Origin of the sequence: Shewanella sp. Iso12 (assembly GCF_012030025.1) — a bacterium.
GTDB lineage: Bacteria > Pseudomonadota > Gammaproteobacteria > Enterobacterales > Shewanellaceae > Shewanella > Shewanella algae.
Window position 1 is genome coordinate 343196 of record NZ_JAAUHW010000004.1, and the last position, 17068, is coordinate 360263.

Consider the following 17068-nt stretch of genomic DNA (forward strand, 5'->3'; position numbering starts at 1 on the left):
TCGGGCGCTTTATTGTTAGTTGGTTGCGACGATTGTTCATCAGTAATTCTGGCTCAAGTCTATGATGGCACCGCCTTTGGGGCTGAACAGTTGTTGATGCAGCCTGGCGGCAAACTCATCTGTCATTCCCGAGATATAGTCTGCTATCACTCTGTGGCTGTTTTCCCCCCTGCAGTTGGCCTGCTGCCAGCGTGATTGGGTATTGTGGGGCAGGAGCCTCAGAGGATCCGAGGCAAAGGCTTCAAACAGCTCCATCACTATCTGTTGGCCCTTGTACTCCAGCATCTGGATCTCGGGCTTACGCACCACATATTTGAGGACAAACTGTTTCAGCAGCTCCAGCAGCTCGGCAAAGGCCGGTTCCAACTTGGCATTGAATCTGAGCAAGGGTTCGGCAAAGTCCGGGTTCTCGTCGATTTTGATGGCGGTGACCAGCGCATTGACCAGGGTCCCTATGGCATCCTTGCGCAAGTGATGTTTGCGGGAAAACAGCTTGAGCTCAATATTCCCGAGCTGGCTTTGGATCCACTCATCTTCAATGGCCTGTAGCGGAGCACGCATATCCTCTTGCCAATTCGAGCCGGTGACTATCCCCATTACTATGGCATCTTCGAGATCGTGCACCGCATAGGCGATATCATCGGCCAGCTCCATAATGGTGCAGTCGAACGACTTGAAGTGAGTGCGTCGGTGCAGTCCTTCCCCAGGGCTGTAATGACTGAGAAAGCTCTGCTTGTCTTTACTGTCCAGCGGCTCAAGTACCCAATCGAGGATAGCTTCATCATCATCGAAAACCCCTTTCACCGGCGGCCATTGGCTCGGCCTTAACTGACGATAGTGACTCAGTTCCGGCTGAGGTCTATCCACTTTCAGTGTGCGTACCGGCGCCGGGTATTTGAGTACACCGAGCAGGGTGCGCCGGGTCAGGTTCATGCCAAAGTGTTCGGTATAGGGTTCGAGCCGGGTAAGGATTCTGAAGGTTTGACCATTGCCTTCAAAGCCGCCGTGCTCACGCATCATGTAGTTGAGCGCCACCTCGCCGCCATGGCCGTAGGGTGGGTGACCTATATCATGGGCCAGGCACAGGGCTTCGAGCAGGCTCATGGAGTCGAGCAAAAAGGCCATTTCGGGATAGTGCTGCTTCAACTGGGCGGCAATGCCAGTGCCTATTTGCGAGACTTCCAGTGAGTGGGTCAGGCGGGTGCGGTAAAAGTCGTTCATGCCCACCCCAAGCACCTGAGTCTTGGCCTGTAAGCGCCGAAAGGCGGCAGAGTGCAGAATTCTGGCTCTGTCTCTCTGATAGGGACTGCGATTATCGTCTCGGCGCTGACTGTTATTGGGCTCGCGCCTGGCTTGCCAGTGGGCTTGGCTCATAATCTCTCCTGCTAGAGCAGTTGATTGATTTCATCCAGATCCAGGGTGAAACTGGGAATAAAATACTCGCGAAAATACGCCACTGCCGGGTCGGGGTTGGCATCCAGCATGGTTTCGAGTCGCTTGCGAGCACTGTTGAACTCGTTGTTTCCGGCGCGTTTTTCTTCGAGACACTTGAGATAAGCGCACAGCGTATCGGCGGACTTAACCAACTTGCGATGGCTGAGTTCGGCGCTATCACTGATAAACAGCGAGCGGTAATCGTCACGAAACTCTTCGGGCACCATCTCCAGCAGCCTGGCTTCGGCTATGGCTTCAATCTTCTTGTATTCGGCCTCTATCTCGGCATTGAAGTATTTGACCGGGGTGGGCAGATCGCCGGTAAGTATTTCGCCGGCATCGTGAAAGATGGCCAGGGTCGCGGCGCGATCGGGCGAATATTGGCCATTGAACTTACGGTTACTGATGATGGCCAGCGCATGGGCTACCATGGCAACCTGCAATGAATGTTCCTGCACATTCTCGGGGCGGACGTTATACATCAAAGGCCAACGCTGAATTAACTTCATCCTGGCCAGGTGGGCAAAAAGGTGACTCATACAACTTCCTTTGATAGCTAAGTTTTTTGCTCGTTTCCCTTACTTTACCTCAGTGTTTAAAGGCTGTCAGTGCCGGGCGGGGATAAAAAAGCCGCCTCGATGGGCGGCTGGCATTGTGTTATTGGCGGTAGTACTCGAGGAAGTCACCGAAGGCGAGCAGGGCCCGTTGTAAGTCTTCCTTATGAGGCAGGAACACCACTCGCAGGTGATCCGGCTCCGGCCAGTTAAAGGCGGTGCCCTGTACCAAGAGAATTTTCTTCTCTTTCAGTAGATCCAACACCAGGCGCTCATCGTCCCTGAGACCGAAACGCTTGCTGTCGATGCGGGGGAATGCATACATGGCGCCCTTGGGTTTCACCACGCTCACACCGGGAATTTGATTGAGCAGCTCATAACAGATATCCCGCTGCTGAGTCAGGCGGCCATCGATGGCGGTAAGCTCATTGATACTCTGATAACCCCCCAATGCGGTTTGAATCGCATGCTGATTGGGCACGTTGGCGCAAAGGCGCATAGAGGAGAGCATTTCCAGCCCTTCAATATAGCTGCGCGCCGCCTTGAGGTTGCCGGATAGCATCATCCAACCGACCCGGAAACCGGCAACTCTATAGGCTTTGGAAAGGCCATTAAACGTCACGGTGAGAATATCGTCCGACAGGCCGCAGGCCGGGATATGCACAGCGCCATCGTAAAGAATTTTGTCATAGATCTCATCGGCAAACAGTATGATGGAGTGCTGCCGGCACAGCTCAACAATCTCCAGCAACAGCTCGCGACTGTATACGGCCCCGGTTGGATTGTTGGGGTTGATAATCACAATTCCGCGGGTTCTTGGGCCAATCTTGCTCTTGATATCCTCAAGATCGGGAAACCAGTCGGCCGCTTCATCGCAGCGATAATGGCGCGCCTTGCCGCCGGCCAGGTTAACCGCCGCGGTCCACAGTGGATAGTCAGGGGAGGGAACCAACACCTCATCATCGGTATTGAGTAGCCCCTGCATGGCCATCACAATCAATTCGGAAACACCATTACCTATATAGATATCTTCGATATCGACACCGAAAATCCCCTGGGACTGGTAATGCTGCACTATCGCCTTGCGGGCAGAGAACAAACCTTTGGACTCACAATACCCTTGGGCCGATGGCAGGTTGAGGATAACGTCACGAACTATCTCTTCCGGGGCTTCAAAGCCAAAGGGGGCCGGGTTACCTATATTGAGCTTAAGAATACGATGGCCTTCATCCTCCAACCGACGCGCTTCTTTATGTACCGGCCCTCGAATATCGTAACAAACACTGTCGAGCTTATTGGATTTGATGATTGGCCGCATTACTACCTCGAAACTGGCTGATATGAAAGAGTTTAACCTTCGGCACAATACCTAATTTCAAGCGGCTTATAAAGGGGAATAAGGCCCTATTTCTATTTTTCATCAGAACTTTCATCTTTTAAATACAAAAAAACACCTCACAAAAAAGATGATGAAACTGAATTACACTTCAACATTGGAGTTAAAAACTATTTAAAGGTGTAAACACTAGCAGTTGTCACAATACAGTTTCGGCAATATTTGAAATAAAAAGGCAGTTTAACTGAATGCTTATATGCAAATGCATGCAAAAAAGCATAAAAATGACATGTAAAACCCTTTGAATCATATGATGTTTTTTTTGGAATCGCCCGCAAGGTCAAAATTTGCTCTGACTGACTCAATTTATGGTTGACTCATATCCAGTTGCGCATTATTTTCTGCGCGATGTTTTTAGCAAGGCTCCAACAAAAGCGACCAGTTGTTACTGTCCGTCTGGCGGAAAGCCGTAAATAAAGCAGTTGTTTTGGTGGTGTCTTCAACGCCCCACATGACTTTATAGGGCCGCAAGGCCATCTTTTTGAGGACCTAAGTGCATGTCTGAGCCGACAGCGTTAAGTCTTGTTCCCCCCATAGTTGTATTGGTGCTGGCCATTTGGCTGCGTCGTCCCATCCTGGCCTTAATCATAGGTGCCGTCAGCGGGCTATTGCTTCTTGACCCCAGTCAGGTGCTGAACAGCTTTGCCGATATCTCTCTCAAGGTGATGGCCGATGAGACCATAGGTTGGTTAATCCTGGTGTGTGGCAGTTTCGGTGCCCTGATAGCCTTATTGGTGCGCACAGGTGGCGCCTTGGCCTTTGGCCGTAAAGCGCTCAAACTCGCCAAAGGGCCACGCTCATCTCTGCTGATGACCTTTGTGCTAGGCCTGGTGATCTTTATTGATGATTACCTGAATGCACTCACAGTCGGCGAAACCATGAAACGGGTTACAGACAGGTTCAAGATTTCCCGAGAGATGCTGGCCTATGTGGTTGACTCCACCGCAGCGCCGGTATGTGTGTTGGTGCCGCTATCCACCTGGGCGGTGTTTTTCGGCGGACTTCTGGTCAACAACGGTGTGGCCACCGAAGGCGAGGGGATCCAAATTTATATGCAGGCGATCCCTTATATGTTTTACGCCTGGTTGGCGGTTGCCATGGTGCTGCTGGTCATCCTTGGCATAGTACCGGCCATAGGACCAATGAAAAAGGCGCAGCTCGCGGCGGCGGCCGGCAATCCGGCCAAAGAGCAGATAGATCTGGATGAAGTTCAGACTTCAGATGAATATGCCGTGCGCGCCATGGAGGAGGAGTTTGAGCAGGCCGACAAGCAAGGTAAGCTGCATAACTTCCTGGTGCCAATTTTGCTGTTGGTTGGTTTTACCGTTTACTTTGATATCGATGTCTGGAAAGGCTTGTTGGCAACACTGGTGATTACCCTGCCATATTACGCGGTGCAGCGTTTGATGCCCTTGTCCGAGATGATGGATCAGATGATAGATGGCTTCAAGAGCATGCTGCCGGCCATAGGCACGGTTATCGCCGCCTTTGTGTTTAAGGATGTTTGCGACCAACTGTTGCTGCCTCAATATGTGATTGAGTCCCTGAGTCCCTTTATGACGCCAAAACTCTTGCCTGCAGTGGTGTTTGTGGCCATGGCAATTCTGGCCTTTGCCACCGGGTCCAGCTGGGGGATTTTTGCGGTGACCATTCCTATTGTAATGCCGCTGGCTCAATCTGTGGGGGCTGATATACCGCTGGTGATAGGTGCCTTGCTGTCGGCTTCATCTTTTGGTAGCCAGGCTTGCTTCTACTCGGACTCCACCGTTCTGGCGGCGCAAGGGTCGGGCTGTAACCTGGTAAGCCATGCGGTGACCCAGTTACCCTATGCCTTGATAGCAGCAGTACTTACCTTTATTGGCTTTATCATAGTCGCATGATTAGTCGCATGATTAGTTGAATGACGGCTGTTTCAAAGCCTGAGCCTACCAACAAAAATCCCCAAGGTTATCCGCGGGGATTTTTTTCAACGGTTGCCGCAAGAAGCCATCAATAAAAGCAGATGCAAAAGGTTCAATAGCTCGACATATCAAACGCTTCTCGGCAGTATTGTGAATAACGATACAGGGAATTTGCCTTCTATGGTGTTTGTAAGTGAGTACCACAAGGCTTAAGGACAGAGCTGCATGCATATATTCTTTGCTATTACTGCGCTGCTGTTATTACTCATAACACCTCTAAGCAGTAACAAAAGCCGTTGGTTTACCCCATCACCTCGCCAGGCTATGGCTTTTATCAGCGTTCTTTGGCTAATTGTCTGGGGCTGCTCTGCAATTTTCAAAACTATACTTCCCGATGCTTCAGGCTCAGGTGTGATAAGTGCTATTGCAGGCTTGGTACTGGTTATTTTGCTTATTTTTGCCGGTATCTTAATGATCACCCGGATGGATGGAAAACACAGTGCCAAACGAAGTGCGGCACTTAAGGTTTTTCGCGCCAAACAGCGGCAAGATTATGGTCAAACCCCTTTGATTGAACATTTTAATGTTACTCAAAACCAGGATACGGCAGGTCAGCTCATCTCCTTAAACGCGGAGATCGTTTTTAAACGCGATCCCTTAATTGAAGACCACAACATTAAGATAATTGTCTTTGTGGATACCAATAGCCAGACTCAAGGGGCTTCCCTTTATGAAAATGGACTCTTCTCATCCCGCATGGCACTCCAGTGCCAGTCGGAAAGTTCACTCGTCTACCAAGTGGAGATAGCGGCTGCAGAGATAAGGAACGAGCTGAACCGAATAAGAGGCAGGTTGAAAGACTGTTCAAATGAAGAGTTAACGGGGAAGGATGAGAGTGATATCAAACTCGACTACTCTGTGTATGTAATCGGTCCTGATTATATTACGGAGCTAGCTGAGAAACCCGGTATATGCTTTACCTCTTTGTCTGATGAGGCGCTCGCTTTGCGGGACTATTATCCGGGAGGCTCCCCCTATGAAGCAGCTTACCCTGCCTTATCGAATGAGAAGTTAATGCTCAATACCCGTTTACGACTGACAAACCAATAACAAGATGTGTTTTTTACGGTACAAAAAAGCCAGCAACGATGCTGGCTTTTACAAAGGAGGGCGATTTAATTAAACGCGCTTCTTGAATTCACCGGTGCGGGTATCGATTTCAATCTTGTCGCCTTCTTTAACGAAGTCGGCAACCATCACCTTAAGATCTGTACCTACGATAGAAGCAGGCTTCATTACCTTACCTGAGGTATCACCACGGGCGGCAGGTTCGGTGTAACCTACTTCGCGAATGATAGTGGTAGGCAGTTCTACAGAGATGGCTTTACCTTCGTAGAAAGTAACCTGACAGATCTCTTCCATTCCATCAACTATGTAGTTGATGGCATCACCCATGTTTTCGGCTTCAACGTCATACTGGTTGAAGTCTGCGTCCATAAAGACATACATAGGATCAGCAAAGTAAGAGTAGGTGCACTCCAGGCGCTCGAGCTGAATATCTTCCAGCTTGTCGTCAGCCTTGAATACAGTTTCAGTGCCGGAACCTTGCAGCAGGTTCTTCAGCTTCATCTTTACCACAGCAGCGTTACGGCCGGATTTGTTGAACTCGGTCTTGAGTACAACCATAGGGTTGCCGTCAACCATGATAACGTTACCTGCGCGGACTTCCTGAGCAGTCTTCATTACGTATGTTCCTATATAAGCGGTTTTTCAATTCAGCGCAGAATCTTAGCGGGTTTTGGCCATTAGCACTAGCCTGTTTGCCAGATCTGCTTCATTTATTGCTTCAGCCGGCCATTTTTTTGCGTGTTGCATCAATGTCGGCATGGCAGAATTCAGTGCCAGCCAGCTTTGGCTGGCTTGGGCTCCCTGGTCGCAGTTGAACGCGGTATTCAGCGTTCGCCAGGTTTGGGCGACAAGGGGAGGCAGATTATGGCAGTATCGTGCCATAAAAGCATCCAATTTTACCAGATGTGCTTGTTCTTCCTGCTGATAGATATGCCAGATAAAAGGTTTGCCAGCCCACTGAGCTCTTAAAAAAGAGTCTTCCCCGCGAACTATGTTGAAATCGCAACTCCACAACAGCCGATCATAGCCATCTTGATCTGTCATCGGCAGGACTTGCACCTTGAGTGCGCCGCGACTGAAACTCTGGCCTGCTTGCCAACTGACAGGATCTTGCCAGTCGACTTTGGGTCCTGAATCCTGGTTAAATTGCTCAAGCAAAGGCGCGATACAACCTAAGCTGCGCCCCTTGGGGACTAACAGTTGTACCCGCCGCTCACTTTGCTGCCAAAGTTCCAGCAACGCCGGCAAGGCTTGGGTCTCGTAGCTGAACAGGCTAATGAGGTAATCATCAGTGCCAATATCACTAAGCCCCATCTTTGCCAAGTGTGCCATGGCGTGTTCAGGCTTTGCTTGCCAGGCATCACGCTCGCTAAACAGCGACTGCTCGCAGATGAGTCCGCCTGACTTTGGGGTAAAGCCCGGAAAGAAAAAGGTCTTCTTGACCCCTTTGAGCGCCGGCGAACTGAGACCGTGGCAATCATCTATCCAACTCTCGGCGCTGAGATAATCCAGATTTATCCATTTCGGTGCCTTGGCAAGCTCAGGCAGGCTTGTCAGCACTTCCGAGGGCAAGTCGCAAGCAAAGGCTTCTATCAATACTTCGCCCGGTTGCCAGGCTCGGGGTAGGGGAGACAGCCAATGGATGACTTCAACACCACCAAAGTGTTGACTGACAAGGGCCGGGTTTAACTCGGGTAAAATGTGCGTAAAGCTGTTGAGGTCATCGACCCACAAACGTACCTTAATGCCATATTCGCCGGCCAGCTGCCGCGCCAGGCGCCAGGTAACGCCTATGTCGCCATAGTTGTCCACCACAGTACAGAAGATATCCCAATGACGCAGATTATCGGCTTGCATCTTGTTTCTGTTTCCTGAGTAATAGCCAATAAAAAGGCGGCCATATAGGCCGCCGGAGAGTTACCGGGGAGCGAATATCAGTCTTCCAGCTCGGCCAGACACATCTCTTCGTAAATCTGTTTAACCCAGGCGTCGACACGCTCTTCGGTCAATTCGGGCTGGCGGTCTTCATCTATACCCAGACCAACAAAATGCTTGTCGTCAACCAGCCCTTTAGAGGCTTCGAAGTTGTAGCTGTCAGTCGGCCAATGGCCAATGACTATTGCGCCGCGCTCTTCAACGATATCTCGGACCATACCCATGGCATCGAGGAAGTACTCGGCATAGTCTTCCTGATCGCCGCAACCGAAAATGGCCACCAGCTTATCGGTAAAATCAATCTGCTCCAGCTCAGGGAAGAAGTCATCCCAGTCACATTGAGCTTCACCATAGTACCAGGTTGGGATCCCGAAGATCAGCAGGTCGTATTCGGCGATCTGCTCTTTGGTGCTCTTGGCGATATCCTTCACCTCAACCATCTTCTTGCCCAGTTTCTTCTGGATCATCTTGGCTACAGCTTCGGTGTTACCTGTATCGCTACCGAAAAAAAGACCTACAGTTGCCATTGTCTTTCCTTTAATGTCTAGTTCGCTATTTACTTCGATCTTTCCTGACAGGGGCTAACCTAGCTGCTCCTGAAGGATCAATTCTATTAACTGGCTGCGGCTGATGTTACTGGCCAAAGCCTTCTCATTCAAGGCGTCATATAAATCTTGTGACACTTTTAACTCTATTCGTTTCAGACCCTTCGCCCGATCCCGCATGATCTGGTTACGTTTATTCACCTTGAGCTGCTGCTCGCGGGGCAGAGGATTGCTTCTGGGCCGTCCGCGGCGCTTTTCAGTGGCAAAAAGGTCTATGGTTGTTCTATCTGTTGCTTCTTTTGCCATTTGAAATCTGATGTTTAACCTATACCTGAGCCTTCCCAGGTCATTTGAATTATCCCCTTGGCGACAAAGCCTGCACAGCCAAGGAAGAGTACCAACCAAACAATGAAGCGACCAAACTTGGGTACGTTACCCTGATTGAGTACATCCCTGATGGCCATACCGATAAAAAAGAAAATTGCTGCGAAAAACAGATCCAGTCCAACGGCTTCTATCTGTTGCATATACTGGTTCAACACGCTGCAGCCTCCCGGTGTTCCCTAGCCAAAAAGAGGCGCGAATATAGCATATTGGTTCAGGGGCTGCTACCGCATTTACCCTCAGCAAGGGCTTGGATATTAATCGTTACTGTCAATGAAGTCGGACACTATACGGTTGAATATCGCCGGTTTCTGGGCGTGTAGCCAATGCCCACATCCCTCCAGGGTCTTGGCTTTGACCTTAGGAAACTGAGCCACAATCTCTTCTTTGTAAGCGGCGGTCACATAGTTTGACTCGCTGCCCCGGATCATCAAGGTGGGCCCTTGATAGCTAAGTTGGCCACCGCAGCGCTCAGGGCCATTATGCCAACCTATGATAGCCGGATAACTTTCAATCAGCCCCGGCAGATTCATCTTCCACTCAAAGCCGGATTCGCTGCGACGCAGGCTCTTGAGCAAAAACTGCGCCGTCGCCTCATCGATCTCATGATTCAAAAGATGTGCCAGCGCCTGACGTCTGTCTTTAATATCCAAAGGCATGCTGTTTAGGCCGGCAAACACTTTTTCATGTCTCGGCGTGTAGGCCACAGGCGCAATATCGGCGGCGGTCAGGGATTGTACCCGCTGCGGATAAGCCAGCGCGGTTGCCATGGCAATCTTACCGCCCATGGAATGGCCCACCAGATGCACCTTGCCTATAGCCAGTTCATCAAGCAGGGACACAAGCGCTTTTGCAAGCCCAGGATAGTCCATTTGCGGCCAATGTTCGCTCTGACCATGATTGGGGCAGTCTATCCTTATTACCCGATGATTTTGCTCAAGCAGAGCCCCGAGTGATTTGAGATTATCCAAATCACCGAATAAGCCATGGATCAGCAACGCCGGACTACCGCTTCCGGTCGAAACAAAGTGCATACAGTCCCCTCACAGTGAGTTTGTTGCCAGTATTTCAGCAGGGGGCAAATTCTGCGACAAAGGTCAGTATTTGACAAGGATGGATGCGGATTTAACACTGGCTTTGACTGCTTTTTCAACAAATTGGCTGTGCAAGTCATAGGTTTGTAACTCTATTCTCGCATTTTGATGGATTGAGCCTTCCACCGCTGGCGAGTTATGGCATACTTTGAGCCAAATCGCAGCCGTGCCCCAGATGTGCTTTGATGGCAATGTCATGGCGGCTGCATAGAACAAGTTGAAACTAAAGGAATCGGGCCATGAAATATATTGAGGTGGATGAGGAACTGTATCGCTTTATTGCCGGGAAAACCGAAAGGATAGGCGAAAGCGCATCGGATATTCTTCGTCGACTGCTGGGCTTGGATGTGACAGCCGTTGAACCCAAGGCACCGGTTGAACTCAGCCAGCCAAGCATGGAGCAGGGTTATCGTCCCAATACATTACCCGAGGCCGAGTCAACCCTGGACTTTGACAACCTGTTTAGCAGTGCGGCTATCGAAGCCCAAAAGGGGGCTGTTGGACGTTTTCTGTTTGCCCTCGAATGTCTCTATAACCAGGATCAGCAAGGATTTGAGCAGGTACTGCAGGTTCAGGGGCGTGATCGCCTCTATTTTGCTACCTCGAAGGAAGCCTTGCTTAAGGCCAGTAAATCGGCCAACCCCAAAGAAGTCGGCAGCAGTGGTTTTTGGGTAACCACCAATAACAACACTGCCAAGAAGCACACCATTTTGTCTGAAGTGTTGGAAAAGATGGGCTGCGACGGCGACAAGGCCAAAGCGATTGCCGATAAGGCACTGCCACTTAAGGCATAAATCTGTATTCCAACATCCGCCATCAAGGAGCACTATTTTGGCTATTCATGAGCGGGCCGGTAACAAGGCCATGCAGAAGGATCTGGTTAATATTCCGCGGCTGATGAGCCATTATTACCGAATTGTCCCCAACTGTGATGACCCGGCCCAGAAAGTGAGCTTTGGCACCTCGGGGCACAGGGGCAGTTCCTTAAGCGGCAGCTTCAATCAAAACCATATCTGGGCCATTACCCAGGCAGTGGTAGATTACCGCCAATCCCAAGGGATTGAGGGTTCACTCTATCTTGGCATGGACACCCATGCCTTATCTGAAGCGGCTTATATTTCGGCCATCGAAGTATTGCTGGCCAACAATGTGAAGTTGGTGGTGCAAGAGAGCCAGGGTTTTACGCCTACGCCTGTCATTTCCCATGCCATAGTTAGCGCAAACCGAAATGCCGCCGAGCTCAGCGATGGCATTATTATTACCCCGTCTCACAATCCACCTCAGGATGGTGGAATTAAGTACAATCCGCCCCATGGTGGGCCGGCAGAAGGTGAGATTACTGCCTGGATTGAGCAGCGAGCCAATGACTATCTCAAGGCGCAGCTGGAAGGGGTCAGGAAACTCAACTACGGCGTAGCCGCCAGTATCGGACTCATCAAAGAAACCGATCTTATAGAGCCCTATGTTGCCGATCTCGCCTCTGTAGTAAATATGCAAGCCATCAAAGATGCCGGCGTTCGCATAGGTGTCGACCCTCTGGGCGGCTCAGGCATCCATTACTGGCCACATATTGCCCGCCGTTATGGCGTGAATATAACCGTGGTCAACGACCGGGTCGATCCCAGCTTCGGCTTTATGCCACTGGATAAAGACGGCAAAATCCGCATGGACTGCTCATCGCCTTTTGCCATGGCAGGCCTGCTTAAGCACATGGATGAGTTCGATATCTGCCTTGGGAATGATCCCGACTACGACAGACACGGGATAGTCTGCCCAGAAACAGGGTTGATGGACCCCAACCACTTTTTGGCGGTGGCGATAGATTACCTGCTGGAGCACAGACCCGATTGGCCGCAGACGCTGCAAATCGGCAAGACCTTGGTTTCCAGTGGCATGATAGACAAGATAGTTGCCTCACACGGTCGCAAGCTTTGTGAAGTGCCGGTTGGTTTCAAGTGGTTTGTCAGTGGTTTGAGTGAAGCCAGCCTGGCCTTTGGTGGCGAAGAAAGTGCCGGTGCCTCCTTCCTTCGACGTGACGGCACAACCTGGTGCACGGACAAAGACGGTTTTATTCTCGGGCTGCTGGCCGCTGAAATCCTCGCCGTAACCGGCAAAAACCCAGCCGAGCGTTATGCAGAACTGGCTGCGATACACGGTCATTGCTTCTACAAACGGATAGACAGCCCCATCAATGCCAAGCAAAAGGCGCGTTTTGCCACCCTCAATGCAGATACCCTGGGGGCAGAGAGTTTGGCCGGAGACAAGATTAAGGCGGTACTGACCAAGGCCCCCGGCAATGATGGTGCTATTGGCGGTATTAAGGTGCTAACCGACAACGGCTGGTTTGCCGCCAGACCATCAGGTACTGAGGCACTCTATAAAATTTACGCCGAAAGCTTTGTCAGCGAGCAGCATCTGCAGCAGATACTGGAACAGGCGAGAGCTCTGATAACCAGCGCCCTAAAAGGTAAGCCGAACTGAGCTTAAGAGATTGCCAGTTCAGTAAAAAAGCGCAGCCGTGAACACAGTTGCGCTTTTTTATTTCCGGGGATCAATATTCAAGATGGCAACTGGGCAGGTTATTCTTCTGGATATAGTCCTGATGATATTCTTCCGCACGATGAAACTGTTTCACTGGAACAATTTCCGTCACTATGTGCCGCTGACCCCACTTACCACTACGAGCCAACGCCAGTTTTGAGGCCTCAGCCTGCTCCTTCTGCTCTTTGCTATGAAAAAAAATCACGCTCCGATACTGGGTGCCGATATCACCACCTTGGCGATTGAGACTGGTGGGGTTGTGATTGCTCCAGAAAACTTGCAGCAGCTCGGTAAATGAAACCTGGGCTTCATCGAACTCCACCTGAACCACTTCGGCATGGCCGCTGTTTCCCTGTTTTACCTCTTCATAGCGGTTGATTCTATCATCACCGCCCATATAACCACTGGTGGCGTTTAATACCCCGGGCACTTGACGAAAGAAATACTCCACCCCCCAAAAACAACCGCCACCGAATGTTGCTACCGCCATTGAGTTTACCTCTAGATGTCCAGATGGCCAAAATTATGCGTGATAAGTTTTTCCGGCGCAAGTGGTGTATTTGTCGGAGTGGCTTTTTTGCTCCTTAGTTAGATAAGAACTATCTGAAACCAGTTCGCGAGCCTGGCATTGGATAGCTTTAGTCACATCGCCAACTTAATAAGCTGTGGTACTATGAAACCTTGCTCTCTGGCGCTGGTCTCAACAAGCAAACGCATTGCAACAAGTTCCCAGGAGACAGCGTTAATGGAAACAACAGCCAAATCGGCAATAAGAAGGAGTATTTCGTGTTACAAGCCCTGAAGGATAATCCTGACTTCCTGTCATTGACTCTGAATAACCCCAATTCATTGGAGAGTATTAGTGGCACGCTTGGCGACCACACCCGGATAGCGATTTGGGACACAGGAGTCTTGCTGTTTGAACCTCTGGACAACCAGAGTGATAAAGATATCGTGCTGTCATCCGGGGTACACGGCAATGAAACTGCACCTATCGAACTGTGTAATGGCATTATCAAGTCGCTGTTAAAGCAAGAAATACGGGTAGGGCAGCGAGTACTGTTCATGTTCGGTAACCCGGCGGCAATTAACCGTGGCACCCGTATTGTCGATGAAAACCTCAACCGGCTGTTCAGTGGCGAACATTCCAATCCCCCCGGGCTGGTGAACCCGGAGCGGATCCGCGCCAAGAAACTGGAAACTTATGTCACACGTTTCTTCGAAGACGCACCACAAGGGGCAAGACAGAGGATCCATTACGATCTGCACACCGCCATTCGCGGCTCCAAGCATGAAAAGTTTGCCATCTATCCCTATCGACCGGGTAAGGCTTACAGCCGTGAACAATTGATGTTCCTGGAGGCGGCCGGAGTCGATACCGTGTTGCTGCATCACGAACCCACAACCACTTTCAGCTATTTCTCGTCAAATCAGTTTGGCGCCGACGCCTTTACCATTGAACTTGGCAAGGTTTACCCCATGGGACAAAACGATATGACACGTTTTATCGCCACCCGGGAGATGCTGAGCCGTTTGATCTGCAAGCAATCGCTCGAACTCGAGGAGCAGGCGCTTGAGCGGGTCAATATCTATCAGGTCTGTAGGGTCATCAATAAGCAGGCCGACGACTTTGAATTTACCTTCGCCAGCGATGTGGAAAACTTCACTGCTTTCCCCAAGGGTTATGTGCTGGCGCGGGAAGCGGGCCGGGATATTCGAGTAGAGCAGGACTCGGAAGCCGTGGTGTTTCCCAACGCCAAGGTGCCCATTGGCCAACGTACAGTGATCTGCCTGGTTCAGGCCACAGAGGTGCCATTGGCCTGAATTGTAAACCAATATATACGCGCCGATCCCATGCTAGTTGGCAAAGCACCCAAGGCGGGAGTTGCTTGCTAGTTTACGTTAACGTAATGTTCGGGGCGCGTACTGAAAAAATCGGTAGGGCCGGTTTCGAGCCGGACAAACCCAGAGATAACAAGAGCACACTATGAGCAACGCAACAAATATGAATGAGACGGTGCATCGGGTGAGTTTTTTGAACAAGGACTCGCTGCATATCCCTGTACTCAAAATACTTCAGGCCGACGGCACCACCTATGAAGAGGCAGTATTGCCCGTCATAGATGAAGCCCTGTCACGCAAGATATTCGATACCTGTGTCTTTACCCGTGTCCTGGACGAACGTATGTTGGGCGCCCAGCGTCAGGGAAGGATCAGTTTTTACATGACCTGTATCGGTGAAGAAGCCGCCGTTATCGGCAGTGCCGCCGCGCTGGATGACAAGGATGTGATCCTTGCCCAGTACCGCGAACATGCCGCATTGCGTTATCGCGGCTTTACCACTGAGCAGTTTATGAACCAGATGTTCAGCAATGAGAAAGATCTGGGCAAAGGCCGGCAGATGCCTATTCACTACGGCAGCCGTGAACTCAACTATCAAACCATCTCTTCACCGCTGGCGACTCAGATCCCGCAGGCATCCGGCGTAGGTTACTCGCTGAAGATGCAGGGCAAGCGTAATGTCGCTATCTGTTACTTCGGTGAAGGTGCCGCCTCTGAAGGTGATTTCCATGCCGGTCTTAATATGGCCGCAGTTCACAAAGCGCCGGTCATCTTCTTCTGTCGCAACAACGGCTACGCCATCTCAACCCCTACGGAAGAGCAGTACGCCGGTAACGGCATAGCCAGCCGCGGCGTTGGTTATGGCATGCACACCATCAGAGTCGACGGTAACGATATGCTGGCGGTTCTGGCCGCAACGCAGCAAGCCAGAGCCTACGCGCTTGAAAACAACGCGCCTGTGCTGATTGAAGCCATGACCTACCGCCTGGGTGCCCACTCATCTTCCGACGACCCATCCGGTTATCGCTCCAAAGAGGAAGAAGCCAAGTGGCAACAGCACGACCCTGTGAAACGCTTCAAGTTGTGGCTTATCAACAAAGGCTGGCTCAAGGAAAGCGACGAGACCGAGCTGTATGAGAAGTATCGCGAGGAAGTGCTGGCCGCGGTAAAAGTGGCCGAAAAGGTTCCGGCACCAGCCATAGACGCCATCATAGAAGACGTTTTTGATCAGCCGACAGCGGCGCTCAAGCAGCAATTAACCGAGCTTAAGGCCCACGTTGCCAAGTATCCGAAAGCCTATCCTAAAACAGCAGGGAGATCATAAGCGTGGCACAGATGAATATGTTACAGGCCATCAATAATGCCCTGACCATAGCGATGGAAGCCGACGAAAAAATGCTGGTTTTCGGTGAAGACGTAGGCCATTTCGGCGGTGTGTTCCGGGCAACTTCCGGTTTGCAGGAAAAGTTTGGCCGTGAGCGCTGCTTCAATACTCCACTCACCGAGCAGGGGATTGCCGGCTTTGCCAACGGCCTGGCTTCCAACGGTATGACGCCGGTAGCGGAAATCCAGTTTGCCGACTACATCTTCCCGGCGTTCGATCAAATCGTCAACGAAGCGGCCAAGTTCAGATACCGCAGCGGCAACGAGTTTGATGTCGGCGGCCTGACTTTCAGAACCCCTTATGGCGGCGGCATTGCCGGCGGTCATTATCACTCCCAGTCACCGGAAGCCTACTTTACCCAAACACCCGGTCTTAAGGTGGTGGTTCCCCGTAACCCATACCAAGCCAAGGGTCTGCTGCTGGCCGCCATTCGCGATAACAACCCAGTGGTCTTCTTCGAGCCCAAGCGCCTGTATCGCGCGTCTGTCGGCGATGTGCCGGAAGGCGATTATCAACTGGAGCTGGGTAAAGCCGAAGTGGTTCGTGAAGGTAAAGATATTACTCTGCTTGCCTGGGGTGCGCAGATGGAAATCATCGAGAAAGCAGCCGATATGGCCAAAGAGGAAGGTATTGACTGTGAAGTCATCGACCTTCGTACTCTCGCCCCTTGGGATGTGGAAACCGTGGCCGAGTCGGTGAAAAAGACCGGCAGATTGCTTATCAACCACGAAGCGCCGCTGACCGGTGGTTTTGCCGGTGAAATTGCCGCTACCATCCAACAGGAATGTTTCCTGTACCTGGAGTCGCCCATCAGCCGGGTTTGTGGTCTGGATACGCCATATCCATTGATCCACGAAAAAGAATATATGCCGGATGCGCTTAAAACCTTTGAAGCCATCAAGGCCTCGGTGAATTTCTAGGAGAGCCAGG

At 51.0% G+C, this 17068-nt stretch carries 17 protein-coding genes; 7 read left to right on the forward strand and 10 right to left on the reverse strand.

Features of this window, described 5'->3' with window-relative positions:
- Window positions 1-39: 39 nt before the first annotated feature.
- From HCX89_RS10375 to HCX89_RS10385, 3 genes are all read right to left on the reverse strand, one after another.
- Window positions 40-1374 (reverse strand): anti-phage deoxyguanosine triphosphatase, encoded by a 1335-nt coding sequence (locus tag HCX89_RS10375; protein ID WP_167715992.1) that lies wholly within the window; start codon window positions 1372-1374, stop codon window positions 40-42.
- 11 nt (window positions 1375-1385) lie between these two features.
- Window positions 1386-1973 (reverse strand): 5'-deoxynucleotidase, encoded by a 588-nt coding sequence (gene yfbR, locus HCX89_RS10380; protein ID WP_107111337.1) that lies wholly within the window; start codon window positions 1971-1973, stop codon window positions 1386-1388.
- Window positions 1974-2091: 118 nt separating this feature from the next.
- Window positions 2092-3306 carry a pyridoxal phosphate-dependent aminotransferase gene (locus tag HCX89_RS10385; protein WP_109248141.1) on the reverse strand — a complete coding sequence of 405 codons (1215 nt, stop codon included), beginning with the start codon at window positions 3304-3306 and terminating at the stop codon, window positions 2092-2094.
- Window positions 3307-3881: 575 nt separating this feature from the next.
- Between HCX89_RS10385 and HCX89_RS10390 the strand changes: the two genes are divergently transcribed.
- Both HCX89_RS10390 and HCX89_RS10395 read left to right on the forward strand, forming a co-directional pair.
- Window positions 3882-5264: a Na+/H+ antiporter NhaC family protein gene (locus HCX89_RS10390; protein WP_167715994.1), complete on the forward strand. Its 1383-nt coding sequence runs from the start codon at window positions 3882-3884 to the stop codon at window positions 5262-5264.
- A gap of 246 nt (window positions 5265-5510) precedes the next feature.
- Complete coding sequence (locus HCX89_RS10395) at window positions 5511-6395, forward strand: hypothetical protein (protein ID WP_144131011.1); 885 nt, start codon at window positions 5511-5513, stop codon at window positions 6393-6395.
- Window positions 6396-6464: 69 nt separating this feature from the next.
- On the opposite strand, the gene efp is transcribed toward HCX89_RS10395, so the two are convergent.
- The 6 genes from efp to HCX89_RS10425 form a co-directional block, all read right to left on the reverse strand.
- Complete coding sequence (gene efp / locus HCX89_RS10400; protein ID WP_100143637.1) at window positions 6465-7028, reverse strand: elongation factor P; 564 nt, start codon at window positions 7026-7028, stop codon at window positions 6465-6467.
- 45 nt (window positions 7029-7073) lie between these two features.
- A complete protein-coding gene (gene earP / locus HCX89_RS10405; RefSeq protein ID WP_144131009.1) occupies window positions 7074-8270 on the reverse strand; it encodes an elongation factor P maturation arginine rhamnosyltransferase EarP in 1197 nt (398 codons plus the stop codon).
- A gap of 77 nt (window positions 8271-8347) precedes the next feature.
- A complete protein-coding gene (fldA, locus tag HCX89_RS10410; RefSeq protein ID WP_025010404.1) occupies window positions 8348-8875 on the reverse strand; it encodes a flavodoxin FldA in 528 nt (175 codons plus the stop codon).
- Window positions 8876-8929: 54 nt separating this feature from the next.
- Window positions 8930-9199, reverse strand: coding sequence for a LexA regulated protein (gene ybfE, locus HCX89_RS10415; RefSeq protein ID WP_025010403.1), 270 nt, complete (start codon window positions 9197-9199; stop codon window positions 8930-8932).
- Window positions 9200-9213: 14 nt separating this feature from the next.
- A complete protein-coding gene (locus HCX89_RS10420; RefSeq protein WP_025887393.1) occupies window positions 9214-9435 on the reverse strand; it encodes a DUF2788 domain-containing protein in 222 nt (73 codons plus the stop codon).
- A 99-nt stretch (window positions 9436-9534) separates the two neighbouring features.
- Window positions 9535-10311 (reverse strand): alpha/beta fold hydrolase, encoded by a 777-nt coding sequence (locus HCX89_RS10425; RefSeq protein WP_144379732.1) that lies wholly within the window; start codon window positions 10309-10311, stop codon window positions 9535-9537.
- Window positions 10312-10610: 299 nt separating this feature from the next.
- On the opposite strand from HCX89_RS10425, the gene seqA reads away from it, so the two are divergent.
- Window positions 10611-11165, forward strand: coding sequence for a replication initiation negative regulator SeqA (gene seqA / locus HCX89_RS10430; protein ID WP_025887395.1), 555 nt, complete (start codon window positions 10611-10613; stop codon window positions 11163-11165).
- Between the two features lie 37 nt (window positions 11166-11202).
- Entirely contained in the window at window positions 11203-12852 is a 1650-nt protein-coding gene (gene pgm, locus HCX89_RS10435; RefSeq protein ID WP_144379730.1) for a phosphoglucomutase (alpha-D-glucose-1,6-bisphosphate-dependent), read from the forward strand.
- Between the two features lie 70 nt (window positions 12853-12922).
- On the opposite strand, the gene msrA is transcribed toward pgm, so the two are convergent.
- Window positions 12923-13402, reverse strand: a complete 480-nt coding sequence (gene msrA / locus HCX89_RS10440; RefSeq protein WP_025010399.1) for a peptide-methionine (S)-S-oxide reductase MsrA — start codon at window positions 13400-13402, stop codon at window positions 12923-12925.
- Between the two features lie 296 nt (window positions 13403-13698).
- On the opposite strand from msrA, the gene astE reads away from it, so the two are divergent.
- The 3 genes from astE to HCX89_RS10455 all read left to right on the forward strand — a co-directional run bounded on the left by astE (window position 13699) and on the right by HCX89_RS10455 (window position 17058).
- Window positions 13699-14736: a succinylglutamate desuccinylase gene (astE, locus tag HCX89_RS10445; RefSeq protein ID WP_025010398.1), complete on the forward strand. Its 1038-nt coding sequence runs from the start codon at window positions 13699-13701 to the stop codon at window positions 14734-14736.
- A gap of 163 nt (window positions 14737-14899) precedes the next feature.
- Window positions 14900-16078, forward strand: coding sequence for a thiamine pyrophosphate-dependent dehydrogenase E1 component subunit alpha (locus tag HCX89_RS10450; protein ID WP_044734490.1), 1179 nt, complete (start codon window positions 14900-14902; stop codon window positions 16076-16078).
- Window positions 16079-16080: 2 nt separating this feature from the next.
- Window positions 16081-17058, forward strand: a complete 978-nt coding sequence (locus tag HCX89_RS10455; RefSeq protein ID WP_123116332.1) for an alpha-ketoacid dehydrogenase subunit beta — start codon at window positions 16081-16083, stop codon at window positions 17056-17058.
- Window positions 17059-17068 lie beyond the last annotated feature (10 nt).